The sequence below is a fragment of the Marinobacterium rhizophilum DSM 18822 genome (assembly GCF_000378045.1).
GTDB classification, from domain to species: Bacteria; Pseudomonadota; Gammaproteobacteria; order Pseudomonadales; family Balneatricaceae; genus Marinobacterium_A; species Marinobacterium_A rhizophilum.
The window spans coordinates 1-17,503 of the sequence record NZ_KB899111.1 but is presented as its reverse complement, the minus strand read 5'-3'; the positions used below and the strand labels follow the sequence as shown (position 1 = coordinate 17,503).

10 protein-coding genes are annotated in these 17,503 nt (G+C 58.6%); 6 read left to right on the top strand and 4 right to left on the bottom strand.

The genetic code is table 11. The features are described 5' to 3' along the window. Positions 1–3: 3 nt before the first annotated feature. From F451_RS0120205 to galU, 5 genes are all read left to right on the top strand, one after another. Positions 4–3,366, top strand: a complete 3,363-nt coding sequence (locus tag F451_RS0120205; protein ID WP_020683238.1) for a transglutaminase family protein — start codon at positions 4–6, stop codon at positions 3,364–3,366. Positions 3,367–3,453: 87 nt separating this feature from the next. Beyond that, positions 3,454–6,030: a circularly permuted type 2 ATP-grasp protein gene (locus F451_RS0120200; protein WP_020683237.1), complete on the top strand. Its 2,577-nt coding sequence runs from the start codon at positions 3,454–3,456 to the stop codon at positions 6,028–6,030. Beyond that, entirely contained in the window at positions 6,027–6,917 is an 891-nt protein-coding gene (locus tag F451_RS0120195) for a transglutaminase family protein (RefSeq protein WP_020683236.1), read from the top strand. Before F451_RS0120200 ends, F451_RS0120195 begins: the two co-directional genes overlap by 4 nt. A gap of 147 nt (positions 6,918–7,064) precedes the next feature. Then, a complete protein-coding gene (gene efpL / locus F451_RS0120190; RefSeq protein ID WP_020683235.1) occupies positions 7,065–7,631 on the top strand; it encodes an elongation factor P-like protein EfpL in 567 nt (188 codons plus the stop codon). Positions 7,632–7,717: 86 nt separating this feature from the next. Then, positions 7,718–8,626: a UTP--glucose-1-phosphate uridylyltransferase GalU gene (gene galU, locus F451_RS0120185; protein WP_020683234.1), complete on the top strand. Its 909-nt coding sequence runs from the start codon at positions 7,718–7,720 to the stop codon at positions 8,624–8,626. Positions 8,627–8,694: 68 nt separating this feature from the next. Here the strand turns inward: galU and F451_RS0120180 are convergent, their stop codons facing one another. From F451_RS0120180 to pdhR, 4 genes are all read right to left on the bottom strand, one after another. Further along, complete coding sequence (locus F451_RS0120180) at positions 8,695–9,708, bottom strand: NAD-dependent epimerase (protein WP_020683233.1); 1,014 nt, start codon at positions 9,706–9,708, stop codon at positions 8,695–8,697. Between the two features lie 541 nt (positions 9,709–10,249). After that, positions 10,250–12,202 carry a dihydrolipoyllysine-residue acetyltransferase gene (gene aceF / locus F451_RS0120175; protein WP_020683232.1) on the bottom strand — a complete coding sequence of 651 codons (1,953 nt, stop codon included), beginning with the start codon at positions 12,200–12,202 and terminating at the stop codon, positions 10,250–10,252. A 48-nt stretch (positions 12,203–12,250) separates the two neighbouring features. After that, entirely contained in the window at positions 12,251–14,926 is a 2,676-nt protein-coding gene (gene aceE / locus F451_RS0120170) for a pyruvate dehydrogenase (acetyl-transferring), homodimeric type (RefSeq protein ID WP_020683231.1), read from the bottom strand. A 313-nt stretch (positions 14,927–15,239) separates the two neighbouring features. Beyond that, positions 15,240–16,034: a pyruvate dehydrogenase complex transcriptional repressor PdhR gene (gene pdhR, locus F451_RS0120165; RefSeq protein WP_169434546.1), complete on the bottom strand. Its 795-nt coding sequence runs from the start codon at positions 16,032–16,034 to the stop codon at positions 15,240–15,242. 336 nt (positions 16,035–16,370) lie between these two features. On the opposite strand from pdhR, the gene F451_RS0120160 reads away from it, so the two are divergent. Further along, positions 16,371–17,459: a TRAP transporter substrate-binding protein gene (locus F451_RS0120160; protein ID WP_020683229.1), complete on the top strand. Its 1,089-nt coding sequence runs from the start codon at positions 16,371–16,373 to the stop codon at positions 17,457–17,459. Positions 17,460–17,503: the final 44 nt, after the last annotated feature.

Here is a 17,503-nt window from a genome sequence, read left to right as displayed (position 1 = left end):
AAGATGACTATTCGGACCAAAATACACCACCTGACGCGTTACAAGTTCGACCGTCATGTGAACCTGGCGCCCCATGTATTGCGCCTAAGGCCCGCCGCCCACTCCAGAACCCAGATTCACGGCTATTCGCTCAAGGTTACACCGGAAAACCACTTCATCAACTGGCAGCAGGATCCGTTCGGCAATTTTCTGGCTCGGCTGGTTTTCCCTGAGAAAACCACCGAGCTGTGCATCGAGGTCGAAGTAATCGCCGATATGACGGTGATCAACCCGTTTGATTTCTTCGTCGAAACGTATGCCGAGCACTTTCCGTTCAAGTACGACGAAAGCCAGCAGAAGGAACTCGCGCCTTACCTTGAGTGCACCGAACCCGACAGCCCGCTGTTGCAGGAATGGATTGCTTCGGTGCCGCGCACCAAGACACCGATAAACGACTTTCTGGTAGCGCTCAATCAGCGCCTGCAAAAGGATATCGACTACGGCCTGCGCTTTGAGCCCGGTATCCAGACCTGCCAGGAAACCCTTGAGATGAAAAAGGGTTCATGCCGCGACACCGCCTGGCTGCTGGTTCAGATCCTGCGTGAATTGGGGCTGGCGGCACGCTTTGCCTCCGGCTACCTGATTCAGCTCAGTTCAGACGTAAAATCACTTGACGGCCCCAGCGGTCCGGAAGCCGACTTTACCGACCTGCACGCCTGGTGCGAAGTCTATATCCCGGGTGCCGGCTGGATCGGACTGGATCCGACCTCGGGCCTGATGACCGGCGAAGGTCATATCCCGCTGGCCTGTACACCGGACCCGGCCTCCGCCGCTCCAATCAGCGGCGCCATGGACGAGTGTGAAGTTGAATTCGAATACAGCAACGAAGTCTATCGTATCCATGAAGACCCCCGGGTAACCAAGCCCTACCTCGAGCACCAGTGGGAGGAAATTCTTGCCCTGGGTGATGCGGTGGATGCTGATCTCGACGCACTGGACGTGCGCCTGACCATGGGTGGCGAACCGACCTTTGTCTCCATCGATGACATGGAGTCTGCGCAGTGGAACACCGCGGCACTGGGTGCCGACAAGCTGCGCCTGGCCAAGACGCTGCTGTTGCGCTTGCGTGACCGCTTTGCACCTGGCGCCGTGCTGCATTACGGCCAGGGGAAATGGTATCCGGGCGAAGAAACACCGCGCTGGGCGCTGGGCTGTTTCTGGCGTCAGGATGGCGAGCCGCTGTGGCATAACCCCAAGCTGCTGGCCCGAGTGGACCAGAATCTGGGGCACAAGCTTGATGATGCCGAGCGCTTCGCCGAGCAGCTATGCACCAACCTTGAAGTCTCGAAGAAGTACATACATCCTGCCTATGAGGATGCACTGCACTACCTCGACAAGGAGCAACAGCTGCCGGCCAACCTGGACCCGCTCAAGGCGGATCTTACGGACAGCCTCGACCGACAGCGTCTCGCCAGACTGCTGCAGCGCGGCCTCAATACGCCCAGTGGCTTTGTCGTGCCGCTGAGCCGGGATGAAATTGGCACCGGCTGGCGCAGCTGCACCTGGGAGTTGCGACGTGGCGCCCTGGTCCTGATCCCGGGCGATGCACCCATCGGTTTTCGCCTGCCGCTCAACTCACTCCCCTGGGTGAGCAAGGAAGAGCGCGAGATAGAGCCCGATCCCGATCATTTTGCAGAGCGCCCGCCGCTGCAAAGCACGGTCTACGATATCAACCGGTTTACCAAGGCAGCCCCGCCGCAATCCGATATGCGGGAAACCCCGAAGACCGATACCAGCAGCACGCCGGCCAGCCAGGTGATACACACAGCGCTGTGCATCGAGCCTCGAGACGGGCGCCTGCACCTGTTTCTGCCGCCCATCAAGGACCTGGAATCCTACGTACTGCTGATCAATGCCATTGAGCGTACCGCGGCAGAACTCAAACTGCCGGTGGTACTCGAAGGCTATGAGCCGCCCAAGGATTCACGCCTGCTGCGCCTGCTGGTCACCCCGGATCCCGGCGTGATCGAAGTCAACATTCACCCGGCCAACAACTGGCGCGAACTGACCCACAACATGATCACCCTGTACGAGGAGGCTCACCAGTCCCGCCTCGGCACCGAGTCATTCATGGTCGATGGCCGCCACAGCGGTACCGGCGGCGGCAACCACATCACGCTGGGCGGCGCCAAACCCGAAGACAGCCCGCTGCTGCGCCGACCCGATATTCTGCGCAGCCTGGTCACGTACTGGCAGCACCATCCCAGCCTGTCCTACCTGTTTTCGGGCATGTTTATCGGCCCGACCAGCCAGGCTCCCCGTGTCGACGAGGGTCGCGATGAGGCGCTGTATGAGCTTGAAATTGCCTTCCAGCAAATGCCTGAGGGACTGGTCGATCAGCCCTGGCTGATTGACCGTCTGATGCGCAACCTGCTGGTCGACATCACCGGTAACACTCACCGGTCGGAATTCTGCATCGACAAGCTCTATGCACCGGGCAGCGCCACCGGACGCCTGGGCATTCTGGAATTCCGCGGTTTTGAAATGCCGCCACACCCGCGCATGGCGCTGGTCCAGGCGCTGCTGCTGCGGGCACTGCTGGTGCGCTTCTGGAAGGAACCGTACCACAAGCCCCTGGTGCGCTGGGGCACCGAGCTGCATGACCGCTTCATGCTGCCGCACTACACCTGGGCCGATGTGCAGGATGTCGTGAAGGATCTGCAGCAGCATGACTGCCCGTTCCAGCTGTCCTGGCTTGCTCCATTCGAAGAATTCCGCTACCCGCACTACGGTCGTGTGAATATCGACGATGTCAGCCTCGAGCTACGCTGGGCCATCGAACCCTGGCACGTGCTGGGTGAGGAAATCAGCAGCTTTGGCACATCCCGCTATGTCGACTCTTCAGTCGAACGGCTGCAGGTCAAGGTCAACGGTCTGACTGAGGGCCGCTACGTGCTGGCCTGCAATGGTCGCCGCGTACCGCTGCGCAACACCGGCCGCAAGGGCGAATATGTCGCCGGAGTGCGCTATCGTGCCTGGCAGCCGCCGTCGGCACTGCATCCCACGATCGGCGTACATGCACCGCTGGTATTCGATCTGATCGATACCTGGAACGGCCAGTCGATCGGTGGCTGCACCTACCATGTGCGCCACCCGGGCGGACGCAGCTATGACAGCTTCCCGGTCAACGGCTTTGAAGCCGAGGCCCGGCGCGTAAACCGCTTCTGGGAGTTCGGTCATACACCTGGACCCCTGGAGCCCCTGTCACAGTTCGATGCCATTCGCGAGTTCTTTCCTCACCAGAAAGCACCGCATCCGATGGCACCACCACCAGAAGAGCCCAGCAATGAATACCCGCACACCCTTGACCTTCGTCGCCAGCCTTAAAAAGCCGGCGACGCTAAAGCCACGGACTCGGGTATACTATGCGCAACCTTCCTGACAACCACCGGATTTGTGACAGGATCACGCCGCATGAGCTTTTCTCAACAGCAGCAATCCGACCAGGGCCTTGCCCTGGTCTACCCGCGCCCGGCGGGATCCATGGATGAGGTCTATGCACCCGATGGCAGCATTCGCAGCCATTGGGAGTATCTTCTCGACAGCCTGAACGTTCTGGGCTCCGAAACCCTGAATGAGCGCCAGCGCAAGGCTGAACGCATCCTGCGTGATGACGGTGCGACCTATACGCTGTCCAGCGGCTCGCTCGCCAGCCACACCTGGGGACTGGACCCCATTCCTCTGCTGATCGGCAGCGAGGAATGGAGCCAGATCGAAACAGGCCTGAGTGAACGCGCCGAACTGCTCGACCTCCTTTTAAAGGACATTTACGGGCCCCGTGAGCTATTGCGCAACGGCATTCTGCCGGCCGAGCTGCTGTACAGTCACAGCGGTTTTCTGCGCCCCTGCCAGGATATCAAGCTCAAGGGTAACAACCAGCTGATCCTGCACAGCGCCGATATGGTACGTGGCGCCGACGGCAACATGGTCATCATCGCTGACCGCACCCAGACTCCCAGCGGAGCAGGCTATGCACTGGAAAACCGCACCGTCATGCGCCGCGTATTTCCCAGCCTGTTTCGTGACAGCCATGTACACCGGCTGTCACTGTTTTTCACAACACTGCGTCACACACTGACGCGACTGGCCCCTGCGGGCAACCTGACAAACGGCGATTTGCCCAGCATCGTCATACTGACCCCCGGCGCGTACAGCGAGACCTATTTCGAACACACCTACCTGGCCAACTACCTTGGTTATCCGCTGGTACAGGGCGGCGACCTGACGGTACGTAACGGTTATGTGTGGATGAAGTCCCTCGACGGCCTGACCCGGGTGGATGTCATTCTGCGCCGCGTGGACGACAACTACTGCGACCCGGTCGAGCTCAGAAGCGATTCACGCCTGGGCGTACCCGGCTTGCTCGAAGTGGTACGCTCGGGCCGGGTGGTGGTCGCCAACCCCATGGGCAGCAGCGTGCTGGAAAATACCGCGCTGATGAAATACATGCCCAAGATCAGCCAGTTTTTTCTCGGTCACGAGCTGCAGCTGGCATCGGCCACGACCTACTGGTGTGGTGATCCCGGAGACCTCAGCCATGTGCTTGCCAATATCGACAAGCTGGTGATCAAGCGCTGTGCCAGGCGTGCCGGCGAGTTCAGCGTATTTGGCTGCGACCTGTCGGCCAGCGAGCGCCAGGAGCTGATTGAACGCATACGGCTCAACCCGCTGCACTACACGGCGCAGGAGTACATCGCGCCGTCCAATGCACCGAGCTGGCACAAGGGCACCATGCAATCGCGCCCTTCCGTGTTGCGCAGCTTCTCGGTCGCCGGCGAGGGTTCCTATTCGGTGATGCCGGGCGGCATGACCCGCGTGGGCATCGCCACCGATAGCCGTCTGATTTCCAACCAGCTGGGCTCCTTCAGCAAGGACACCTGGGTACTCGCCTCTGAACCGGAAAAACAGCTGACGCTGCAGGTCGTACCCGGCGGAGAAAGCATCAACCAGATACACCAGTACACCACCCTGCCGAGCCGCATGGTGGAAAACCTGTTCTGGATGGGACGCTATTCCGAACGGGCCGATGCCGCTATCCGCCTGATGCGCACCGTGTTTGTCCAGCTCAACAGCGCGGTCATTCTCCCCTCAGGCGCCGAGCGGCTGCTGCTGCGGGCGGTCTCCGAGGTCACGCTGACGTTGCCGGGCTTTACCAAGGACAACCTGGAACTGCTGCGCAAGCCCGAGCCAGAGCTGCTGTCGGTCATTACCGATGCGCAGCGCACCGGGAGCGTCAAGGCCTCTCTGATTTCCATGCTTAACTGCGCCGAAGAGGTCAAGGAACTGCTCTCGGCCGATATTCAACGTATTATCAACGACATACGTGATGAGCTGAATGGACTGGAAAACGCGGTAACCCGCGGCATGGCATCGGCGCCGGAAGAAACGCTGGATCCGCTGATCTCTGCCCTGCTCGCCCTGAGCGGCCTGTATCAGGACAGCATGTTCCGCGGCCTGGGGTGGCGCTTCTTGCAGATCGGCCGCCGGCTTGAAAAAGCCCAGCAAGTCGCGTCCCTGCTGCGCCACCTGCTGGTACCGGTCCATGTAGACCCCAGCGAGCCCCTGGCACTGGAATCCGCCTTGCTGTCCACCGAGGCACTGAACACCTACCGCCGCCGCTTCCGGGCCGAAACCAACATTGTCAGTGGCCTTGGGCTGCTGCTGATTGACCGCAGTAACCCGCGTTCACTGATTTACCAGCTCGACAAGCTGTTCAAGGACCTGAGCGAACTGCCAAGTCGCAGCAAGGGGCCTGAATTGTCGCGCAACCAGCGCCTGGTACTCGAAATTTCGACCGCAGTCCGTCTCGCAGACATGCAAGCCATGGCCGTGGTGGATGAGAAACTGCAAAGCCGCGTCCAGCTCGACAAGCTACTGCGTCAGGTCCAGCAGCGCCTGAACGAAACCGCAGTGGCGGTCAGTGAAGACTACTTCGACCACACCGGCGGCCCCCAGCAGCTGGTCAATACCGGATTGAACAGCGAACTATGATCTACCGCATCCGACACCTGACCGAATACGTATACCAGCACCCGGTAAGCCTCTGCTACAACCTGGCCCATCTGCAGCCACGCAATACCAGCTATCAAAGCTGCCTGAGCAGCAAGCTGCAGATCAACCCGATGCCGGCCTACAGCCGCAAGCGCAAGGACTATTTCGGCAACAACATTGTGCACTTCTCGATCGAGGTGCCACACAGAAAGCTATCGGTGGAAATCACCAGCGAAATTCGCATCGACGAGAACCGCGCCAGTCCGGAGCTCAACCTGGATCTGGGTAACACCTGCGCCCAGGCGCTGGAGGCGTTGCAGCAAAGCCAGACCAAAAGCACGCTCATCGCCCGTGAATTCGTGCTCGACTCGCCGATGGTCAAGGTTATGGACGCGTTGCGCGACTATGCCGCGCCCTCCTTTGCCTCCGACCGGCCACTGCTGTCGGCAGCCCGCGAGCTGACTCACCGCATTTTTACCGACTTTACCTACGATCCGGCGTTTACCACCGTGGCCACTCCCCTGTCCGACGTACTCGAACACCGCCGCGGCGTGTGTCAGGATTTTGCCCATCTGGCGATTGGCTGCCTGCGTGCACTCGGCTTTCCGGCGCGCTATGTGAGTGGCTATCTCGAAACCCTGCCCCCGCCCGGACAGGTTAAAATGGTCGGATCCGATGCGTCCCACGCCTGGTTCTCGCTCTACTCACCGGACGAAGGCTGGTTCGAATTCGACCCCACCAATGACAACATGCCGGCCGAGCAGCACATCACAACGGCCTGGGGCCGGGACTACTCCGATGTAGCGCCCTTGCGAGGCGTGCTGTTTGATGGCGGCAAACCCCAACCGCCCCGGGTCGCGGTGGATGTGCAGCGGGTAGAAGACTGAGACGAAAACCCCGCTGGCGCACTGACTTCAGTATTGCGGCGCAGGGTTTTCTCCTACAATGCAACCCCCGGAATCTGTCATGCGGGGCCGCACGCTAACCGGTCGGCCAAACAGACTCCCAACTTTGTGATCACGAGGTTTTATCCGATGCCCAAAGCATCCGAACTCAAGCGGGGCCATGTCGTCGAGCTCAATGGCCATGTCTATGTGGTGCAGCATGTCGATGTGCGCAACCCCACCTCCCGCGGTGCCACAACCCTGTACAAGATTCGCTTCAACCAGCTGCCCGAGGGCGGCAAGCACGAAGTGACCTTTACCGGTGACGACATGGTCAAGAATGTTTCACTGGAGCGGCGCAAGGTTTCCTACCTGTACCGCGAAGACGACCTCTTCACCTTTATGGACGTGGAAGACTACAGCCAGTACTACCTCAATGGCAGCAGCATCGAAAGCCAGCTGCCGTACCTGAGCGATGGGCTCGAAGGCATTATGGCGCTGCTGATTGAAGGCGAGATAGTCACCATTGAATTGCCGGCTACCGTTACCATGGAGGTGGCTGAATGCGTGCCCGGCATGCAAGCGGCCAGTGCCACCGGCCGTACCAAGCCGGCCATCCTGACCAACGGACTGGAAATACAGGTACCCGAGTACATAAAGCAGGGCGAGAAAATCAAGATCAATACTGAAACCGGGAAGTTCATGACCCGCGCCTGATTGCTCAGGTACCATACAGCCGCACCGGGTGGCCCGCGCCACCCGGCTGCACCAGGACAATGAACCACCAGGGAGTGCCATTACCGATGCGTAAAGTTACCAAAGCCATCATCCCCGTCGCCGGACTCGGCACCCGCGTATTACCCGCCAGCAAGGCTATTCCCAAGGAAATGCTGCCGGTCGGCGATAAACCTGTCATTCAGCGCGTTGTCGAGGAAGCGGTGGCCGCAGGCATCACTCAGATTATTCTGGTGACGCGCTCCGGCAAGGAAGCCATCGAAAACCATTTCGATGCCCACTATGAACTCGAAGCCGAACTCGAGATCAAGGGCAAGATTGCCGAGCTCGCCTCGGTACGCAATATCCAGCCGCCGGAAGTAGAGATTATCTCCGTACGCCAGCCACGCGCACTGGGCCTTGGCCACGCGGTCCTCTGCGCCGCTGGAATCATCGGTGACGAACCCTTTGCCGTGATGCTGCCGGATGTACTGATCAACAATCGAAGCTCCGACAACGGCCACGTCGACATGGCCGGCATGATGGCCGCCTTCAGTCGCGCCGAGCATCCGCAGATCATGGTAGAACCCGTGCCGCACGAACACGCCGAGCGCTATGGCATTGTCGATTGCGCGGGCGCAAGCCTGACCGGTGGCGATGCCCACCCGATTCAGGGCATGGTAGAAAAGCCGCCCCAAGGTACGGCCCCGTCGAACCTGGCCATTGTTGGCCGCTACATCCTGCCGGCGCGCATCATGCAGCTGCTCAAGACCACACCGCGCGGTGCCGGCGGTGAAATTCAGCTGACCGACGCCATGGCCGCGCTGCTGAAGGAAACGCCGATGGAGGCCTACCACATGGAAGGCAAGTCCTACGACTGTGGCAACAAGCTGGGCTACCTGCAGGCCAACATGGTGTTTGGTCTGCAAAGTCCGCATACAGGCGCAGAGCTGCGCGCATTTCTCACGCAGCAACTCGACGCGCTGGACAAGGCCTGACCAGCAAGGGGCGACGTGCTACACGTCGCCCCTGCCAGAAGCCTGCCCCTTGTTTCCTGGCCTACGACCTAGACAGTTGGGCTGTAAAACTCTCGGTACCAGGCAACGAATTTCGCCACCCCCTCCTCCAGCCCAACCTGCGGACTAAACCCGGTCAGATCCCGCAACGCCTGGGTTGATGCCCAGGTACGGGCGACATCACCCGGCTGCATGGGCAGAAAATTTTTCCGCGCTTCTATTCCCAGCCCGCGCTCCAGTGTCTGGATAAAATCCAGCAGCCCCACCGGCTGCCCCGCACCTATATTGAAAATACGGTAGGGTGCCGAACTCTGACCGCGGCTACCCAGCTCCGGTATCCAATCGGGCTGCGGTACTGGAACCTGATCGAGCACCCCCACGACACCCTCGACAATGTCGTCGATATAGGTAAAGTCGCGACTCATCTCGCCCTGGTTGTACACATCGATTGGCTCCCCGGCACAGATCGCTCGGGCAAACTTGATCGGCGCCATATCCGGGCGCCCCCAGGGACCATACACCGTAAAGAAACGCAGGCCAGTCGCGGGCAGACCATATAAATGGGAATAGGAATGGGTCAGCAACTCGCCGGACTTCTTGGTGGCGGCGTAGAGTGACACCGGATGGTCCACCGCATCAGTTTCGGTAAAGGGCACCTTGGTATTCAGCCCGTAGACGGAACTGGACGACGCATAGACCAGGTGCGCCACCTGCTGCACACGGCAGCCCTCCAGCACATTCAGCAACCCCGAAAGATTCGCATCGACATAAGCATGGGGGTTTTCCAGCGAATAGCGCACCCCCGCCTGGGCTGCCAGGTGGATAACCCGATCGAAGGTCTGGCCGGCAAACAGTGACTCCATCGCCGCTCGATCCGCCAGATCGGTACCGACAAAGCGAAAGCCGGGCTCTGGTGTCAGCAACGCCAGGCGGGCACGCTTGAGCGCAGGGTCGTAATAGTCATTCAGACTGTCCAGCCCCAGCACCTTCCACCCGCCCTGCAACAAGCGCCTGGCAACATGGAACCCGATAAAACCCGCAACCCCGGTGATGAGTACGTTCATCCGTCAACCCTTGATACAGCCCGGCGACAGCAGCTCCCGCTACCTCTGTCTTTGAGCCCGCACTATATCATTAACTGACGAGAGTACTTAGATTAGCGGCCGCTGGATCAGGAAACTGCAGTCTAACCCGGCAGATGGACGGATGATGGTCTGGAATGAGCTGCATGCCGATTTCGCCAGACACAGGAGACGCCCCCTTCGCTCGCAGCATCGGCGGCTGGGGTACCAGGAGTTGTGGCACTCCCCATACAAAAGCATGGAGGTCGCCAGGAGCGACTCGAATAGCCTCGATGGGGTAGCGATTATTGCTGAGTCCTCGCCCTGTCTCGACACCTCTGCCCCTGCGCATCTCTTCACCCACAGAATACATACGTCCAGGCATAAAAAAGCCACTCAAGCGAGTGGCCTTTTGTTTACATCAGTCTGCAGCTTTGTAAAAACTATCCTGTACCTGGCACGGCTGTATTGCAGGCCGGTAAAAAATCAGGACCCCAAGCAGGGCCCTGACGCCAAGGTTTTGGAAGTGGGTCTTTCCAAAGTGCTACAGCACCAAGCGACGAATATCGCTCAGCAGACTGTTCAGGTAGGTCAGGAAGCGTCCAGCATCCCCACCATTGATCGCCCGGTGGTCATACGACAGGCACAGCGGCAGCATCAGACGCGGCGCGAACTCCTTGCCGTTCCAGCGCGGTTCGATGTCCGCTTTGGATACACCAAGGATACCAACTTCCGGCGCCGGCACGATCGGCGTAAAGCCGGTTCCGCCAATGCCGCCCAGGCTCGAGATGGTAAAGCAGCCGCCCTGCATCTCGTTGGGCTTCAGTTTGCGGTCCTTGGCCTTGCCAGCCAGTTCGTTCGCTTCCAGTGACAACTGGTAGATCGACTTTTTGTCCGCATCCTTGATCACCGGGACCATCAGGCCGTTCGGCGTATCCACCGCCAGACCGACATTGATGTATTTCTTCAGCACAATGTGTTCGCCGTCGGCATGCAGCGAAGCATTGAACTTGGGGTTTTCCTTCAGCGCCTGGGCCACCGCCTTGATGATGAACGGCAGCGGCGTGAGTTTCACACCCTCTTTCGCTGCAGCGTCCTTCATTTCCTTGCGGAAGGCTTCCAGTTCAGTGATATCCGCCTTGTCGAACTGGGTCACGTGCGGCACATTAAGCCAGCAACGTGTCATGTTCGCCGCCGTCACCTTGGCAACCTTGCTCATCTTCTGCATTTCGATCTCGCCGAACTGGCTGAAATCGATGGCAGGAATGGCAGGAATACCGGCACCCGCAACAACGCTGCCTCCGGCCGGCTTCTCAGCCAGCGCCTTGAGGGAGGTCTTGACGAAGTTCTGTACGTCTTCCTTAACGATACGGCCACGACGACCGGTACCGCTTACCAAGGACAGATCAACGCCAAACTCGCGGGCAATGGCACGTACAGCCGGTCCTGCGTGGACACTGCGATTTTTCTGTTCCAGGGCCTGGTTGACCGTAGTAGCCGAAGCCGCCGGGGCAGCCTTGGCCGGTGCCGCAGGCGCCGGTGTGGCTCCAGCAGGTGCAGGAGCAGCGGCAGCAGGCGCTGCAACCGCAGCACTGCCCGCCACCTCCAGCATCAGGATGACATCACCTTCGTTGCAGGTCGCACCAGCACTGATGCTGACGGACTTGACGGTACCGCCCTTGGGCGCCGGCACTTCCATCGAAGCCTTGTCGGTTTCCAGCGCCATCAGGCTGTCGCCCTCGGCAATGACATCACCGGCCTTGACCAGCACTTCGATGACATCGACATCGGTCGCACCGCTCAGATCCGGAACCCGAACTTCCTCGATACCGCCGGCAACAGCGGGTGCCGCCGGTGCCGCAGCTGGTGCAGGCGCCGCGGCAGCAGCGGCCGGAGCCTCTGCCTGGGGCGCGGCGGCTACCGAACCTGCCACTTCAAGCATCAGGATCAGATCGCCTTCGTTGCAGGTGCCGCCCGCCGCAATCTTGACTTCCTTGACCGTGCCGCTCATTGGCGCCGGCACTTCCATGGATGCCTTGTCGGTTTCGACGGCAATCAGGCTGTCACCCTCGGCAATAACGTCACCGGCCTTGACCAGCACTTCAACCACGTCGACATCGGTAGCACCGCTGAGATCCGGTACTCGAACTTCTTCGACACTGGCTGCTGCGGCCGGAGCAGCGGCAGCAGCAGGCGCTGCCGCTGCAGGTGCCGCCGCGGCGGGCGCCGCTGCAGCAGGAGCCTCAGCCTCAGCGGCGGCTCCGGTTTCCAGTAACAGGATCTGGTCACCTTCGTTACAGGTGCCGCCTTCCTGGATAATCACTTCCTTGACTGTACCGCCATGGGTAGACGGAACTTCCATTGAGGCTTTATCGGTCTCAACGGCAATCAGGCTGTCGCCTTCGGCAATGACATCGCCGGCCTTGACCAGTACCTCGACGACATCTACATCCGAGGCGCCACTCAGGTCTGGAACGGTAATTGTGATAGTGCTCACGATAATGTCCTCTACTAATTCTCAACCGTTACGAAGTTCACAGGAGCCTTAAACGGTCCAGGGCGCCGGTTTTTCCGGGTTCAGATTGAACTTCTGCATCGCCTTGGCAACTTCGGTTGCAGGCACCTTGCCTTCTTCCTGCAGCGCCTTGAGCGCAGCCAGAACGACGTAGTAACGGTTGACTTCGAAGAACTCACGCAGCTTGGTACGCGTATCGGAACGTCCGAAACCATCGGTACCCAGCACCTTGTAGCGGTGCGGAATAAACTCGCGCAGCTGGTCGGCAAACATGCGCATGTAATCGGTCGAGGCGATAACCGGACCCTGACGGTCCTGCAGGCACTCGGTCACGTAAGGTACACGCGGTTCGTCGGTCGGGTGCATCATGTTCCAGCGATCAGCCGCCTGAGCCTCACGGCGCAGTTCGTTGATCGAGGTGGTGCTCCAGACGTCGGCTTCAATACCGAACTCTTCACGCAGGATCACCGCCGCTTCACGTACTTCACGCAAAATGGTGCCACAACCCATCAGCTGAACCTTGAGGTCGGCCTTCTTGCCTTCTTCAAGCAGGTACATGCCCTTGATGATGCCCTCTTCCGCACCCACCGGCATTTCCGGATGGCTGTAGTTTTCGTTCATCGTGGTGATGTAGTAGAAGCGGTTTTCCTGCTTCTTGTACATGCGCTCAAGGCCGTCCTGTACGATAACAGCCACTTCATAGGCGTAGGTCGGATCGTAGCTGATACAGTTCGGGATCATCTGTGCCATCAGGTGGCTGTGGCCGTCCTGATGCTGCAGGCCTTCGCCGTTCAGGGTCGTGCGGCCGGATGTTGCACCGATCAGGAAACCGCGCGCCTGGCTGTCGCCGGCCGCCCAGATCAGATCCATGACGCGCTGGAAACCGAACATCGAGTAGAAGATGTAGAACGGTACCATCGGGCAGTTATTGTTGCTGTAGGAGGTGGCACAAGCCAGCCAGGCAGAGAACGCGCCGGCTTCGTTGATACCTTCTTCCAGCACCTGACCTGTCTTGGACTCTTTGTAGAACATGATCTGGTCAGAGTCATGCGGTACATAACGCTGGCCGGCAGAGGTGTAGATACCCAGCTGGCGGAACATGCCTTCCATACCGAAAGTACGGGCTTCGTCTGGAACGATCGGCACAATGCGATTACCGATCTGCTTGTCCTTGACCAGTACATTGAGTACGCGGTTCAGACCCATCTGCGTCGAGAGTTCACGCTCACCGCTGGATTTCAGCTGGCTGGCGAAAGCCTCAAGCGACGGCGTTTCCAGCACGTCAAACTCAGTACGGCGAGTCGGGTAGAAGCCTCCGAGCTGCTTGCGGCGCTCGAACATGTACTTCATTTCCGCGGAATCCGGTGACGGACGGTAATACGGAACTTCAGTCAGCTGCTCATCGGTCAACGGAATGTTGAAGTTGTCGCGGAACGCCTTGAGGTCGTCCATCGCGACTTTCTTGATGGAGTGGGTATCGTTCTTCGCCTGGCCGGAAGTGCCGGTACCGTAGCCCTTGACGGTCTGCGCCAGAATGACGGTGGGCTGGCCCTTGTGCTGATAGGCTGCCTGGTAAGCCGCATAGACTTTGTACGGGTCGTGTCCGCCACGGTTCAGGTTCATGATGTCCTGATCGGACATGTCTTTCACCATTTCGAGCAGTTCCGGGTATTTGCCGAAGAAATGCTCGCGGGTGTAAGCGCCGCCGTTAGCCTTGTAGTTCTGCAACTCACCGTCACAGACTTCATCCATGCGTTTTTGCAGCAGACCAGTAGTGTCTTTTTCCAGCAGCGGATCCCAGTGACGTCCCCACAGGCACTTGACTACGTTCCAGCCAGCACCACGGAAGATACCTTCGAGTTCCTGCACGATCTTGCCGTTACCACGTACCGGACCGTCAAGACGCTGCAGGTTGCAGTTGATGACGAAGATCAGGTTTTCGAGCTGCTCACGGCCGGCCAGGGAGATCGCACCCAGGGTTTCCGGCTCGTCGCACTCACCGTCGCCCAGGAAAGCCCAGATCTTGCGGTCACCGCGATTAATCAGGCTACGGGCGGACAGGTAACGCATCACGTGCGCCTGGTAGATCGCCTGAATCGGTCCCAGACCCATGGACACGGTCGGGAACTGCCAGAAGTCCGGCATAAGCCAGGGGTGAGGATAGGAAGACAGACCATTACCGTCCACTTCACGACGGAAGTTGTCGAGCTGCTCTTCGGTCAAACGGCCTTCAAGGTAAGCGCGGGCGTAGATACCGGGGGAGATATGCCCCTGGAAGAACACCATGTCGGCATCCTGCTCGCCTTCATTGCCGCGGAAAAAGTAGTTAAAGCCAATATCATACAGCGTAGCGGACGACGAGAAGCTGGAGATATGACCACCCAGCCCTTCCTTGTTGTCGTTGGCGCGCATGACCATTGCCATGGCGTTCCAGCGTATAAAGGAACGAATACGCCGTTCGACAAACAAATCACCCGGCATGCGACTTTCGTCTTTGGGAGCGATCGTGTTGCGGTACGGGGTCGTGGTGGCACCGGCGCTACCTACGCCGATATCCGCCGCCTTACGCCCCAGCTGTTTGAGAATATATCGTGCACGATCATCACCGTCGCTTTTGGCAACAGACTCCAGTGCATCCAACCATTCATGGGTTTCAATCGGATCAATATCTTCAACGAATTCTTGCACTTTGCTTTCTCCACTCATTCTTATTCGAGCAGTCAATCCCACTTAAGCGTTAAGACGGAACAGCCTATTGTGCAGGCTCCCCCGCGCCCCACCACCTTCTCGTTCTTATTATCTTGTAGTATTACTACATAATGGTGTCAATATTATGCACATATCGCCTGTTGATGGCAACAAAACCGGCTTCGAACGACAATTTTGTAGTAATAATACCAAATCGGAAAATTACGATTCCTCAACCTCGGCAGGCGTTTCGTGACATCGGACACCCATTACGGGCCCGCACTCATACCCATATCCCTGTAGATACGGCGATGCAGCATATAAAGTACCATCAAACACCGGCATTGGCCCGGCGCAGCGCACGCTCCTGTCGAGTATTTTCCCGCTCGCCTTCAAGCAGGGCCTCTTCAACAAAAGCGATATGATAATGGGCAGCCTTGCGCGCGTTGTCCGGTTCTCCGGCAAGGATAGCAGTCATCAGCGCCTCGTGCTGACCGTGGATCTTTTCCCGGTAACCTGCCCTGGGATAGATATTCAAAAGGTTGTCGGTGATATGCTGTCGCAACAGACTGAAAAGCGCACGCATCATGTGCAGCAGCACCATGTTATGCGTCGCTGCGGCAATGGCCAGATGAAACTCGACATCGGCCTCGACCTCCTTGGCGAATTCCTTGTTGCGGTGAAAATGCTCCAGCTCGTTATAGCGCGCCTGGATAGTGTCACGGTCGGCGGCGGTACTGCGCAACGCAGCATAATATGCAGACACGCCCTCAAGCGCATGCCGAAATTCCAGCAGATCGTACTGAGCTTCGGGGTGCGTTTTGAACAGTTCGAGCAGCGGGTCGGAGAAGGAGCCGCCAAGGTCTTCGGAGACATAGGTTCCACCGCCCTGACGACTCACCAGCAATCCCTTCGCTGCCAGCTTCTGCACAGCCTCTCGCAACGATGGGCGTGATACATCAAACTGCTTGGCAAGCTCACGCTCGGGAAGCAGCTTCTGCCCCGGCTTGAGCGTACCCTCGAGAATCATTTCCTCTACCTGCTGCACAATGACATCGGAAATTTTGGGTTGTTTTACCCGCTGATAAGCCACCTTGATTCCACTCCCCCGCCACGCAACTGCCATATTAAAACACTAATAAAAACGCCATGTTACGGCGCTTTTCCATCTGACGCCTATAGTTGTAGCTCACATGACCCGACACTCGTCAAAAATACAAATTGGTAATACCACTTTCTACTCTATCAGCTCGCTCTTATCAAGAAAGCATACTCACCCATGCATCGAAAAATAGAGACCTAAGTTTAAGCACGAAAACATTGACAATGACTGTACATAAAAAATACAGTACACACACAAATCGGGTAAATTGGTATTACCAATCTACAGATATGTAGCCCGATTACACAAGAAAACACGACACTCCAACAAAAATAACCATCGCTTGTCCGAGGACACTTCATGAAAAAACTTACAAAAAGCCTCATGTCCGCCGCCGTCGTCAGTGCAATTTTTACCGGCACCGCCTTCATGACTGCCAGTCCCATTGCACTGGCCGCTGACAAGGTGTTGCTGAAAACACCGATCGCCTTTGGTACCAACCTGCCGGCGCTGGGCACCACAATTACCTGGGTAGCGGAGCGGCTCGATAAGGTCAGCGACGGCAATATCCGCATGAAGGTCTATGAGCCTGGCAAACTGGTCAGTCCGCCGGAGATTCTCGATGCGGTATCCTCCGGCAAGGTCAACTCGGGTTATGCCACCGCCGGTTACTGGCAGGGCAAGATTCCCGCCGCCGCGCTGTTTTCGGCCGTGCCCTTCGGCCCCGAAGCCGGCGAGTACATGGCTTGGCTGTACTACGGCAACGGCATGAGCCTGTATCAGGAGATGTACGACAGCGCCGGCTTCAACGTCAAGGTGCTGCCCTGCGCCATCCTGTCGCCCGAAACATCAGGGTGGTTCGCCAAGCCGATCGACAAGCCTGAAGACCTGCAGGGCCTGAACATGCGCTTCTTTGGCCTTGGCGCCTCGGTGATGGAGAAACTGGGGGTCGGTACTGTGCAGCTGCCTGGCGGCGAGATCTTTGGTGCGCTTGAGAAAGGGGCCATTGATGCCACCGAGTTCTCCCAGCCCGCCATCGATACCCGCCTTGGGCTGAATAAAATCGTCAAGTACAACTACTTTCCCGGCTGGCATCAGCAGGCGACCATCTTTGAGTTGCTGGTCAACAAAGATGCCTGGAACGGCATGAGCGAGGGTCAGAAAGCAACGATTGAGACCACCTGCATGGCATCCATGACCAACTCGATAGCTGAGGGTGAGGCCATGCAGTTCCCCGTCATGGCAAAGGCCCAGGAAGAAGGCGTGCAGATTCGCTACTGGAATCAGACCATGCTGGATACCTTCAAGAGCAAGTGGGATGAGGTGGCTATTGAGAAATCCGCCGCGGATCCCTTCTTCAAGAAGGTCTGGGACGACCTGAGCACCTTCCGCAGCGGCTACGACCTGTGGGAAGCCAATGCGTTCCTGCCCCGCAGCCGCGCCGAGTAATACCTGCCGCCGGGGCAGGGCGCCCCGGCTTTTCAGGCGTACCC

What these genes read in the sequence shown, in the direction of transcription:
- F451_RS0120200 (WP_020683237.1), top strand. Translation starts at nt 3,454, where the DNA reads ATGAGCTTTTCTCAACAGCAGCAATCCGACCAGGGCCTTGCCCTGGTC.
- F451_RS0120160 (WP_020683229.1), top strand. Translation starts at nt 16,371, where the DNA reads ATGAAAAAACTTACAAAAAGCCTCATGTCCGCCGCCGTCGTCAGTGCA.
- aceE (WP_020683231.1), bottom strand. Translation starts at nt 14,926, where the DNA reads ATGAGTGGAGAAAGCAAAGTGCAAGAATTCGTTGAAGATATTGATCCG.
- pdhR (WP_169434546.1), bottom strand. Translation starts at nt 16,034, where the DNA reads ATGGCAGTTGCGTGGCGGGGGAGTGGAATCAAGGTGGCTTATCAGCGG.
- F451_RS0120180 (WP_020683233.1), bottom strand. Translation starts at nt 9,708, where the DNA reads ATGAACGTACTCATCACCGGGGTTGCGGGTTTTATCGGGTTCCATGTT.
- efpL (WP_020683235.1), top strand. Translation starts at nt 7,065, where the DNA reads ATGCCCAAAGCATCCGAACTCAAGCGGGGCCATGTCGTCGAGCTCAAT.
- F451_RS0120195 (WP_020683236.1), top strand. Translation starts at nt 6,027, where the DNA reads ATGATCTACCGCATCCGACACCTGACCGAATACGTATACCAGCACCCG.
- galU (WP_020683234.1), top strand. Translation starts at nt 7,718, where the DNA reads ATGCGTAAAGTTACCAAAGCCATCATCCCCGTCGCCGGACTCGGCACC.
- F451_RS0120205 (WP_020683238.1), top strand. Translation starts at nt 4, where the DNA reads ATGACTATTCGGACCAAAATACACCACCTGACGCGTTACAAGTTCGAC.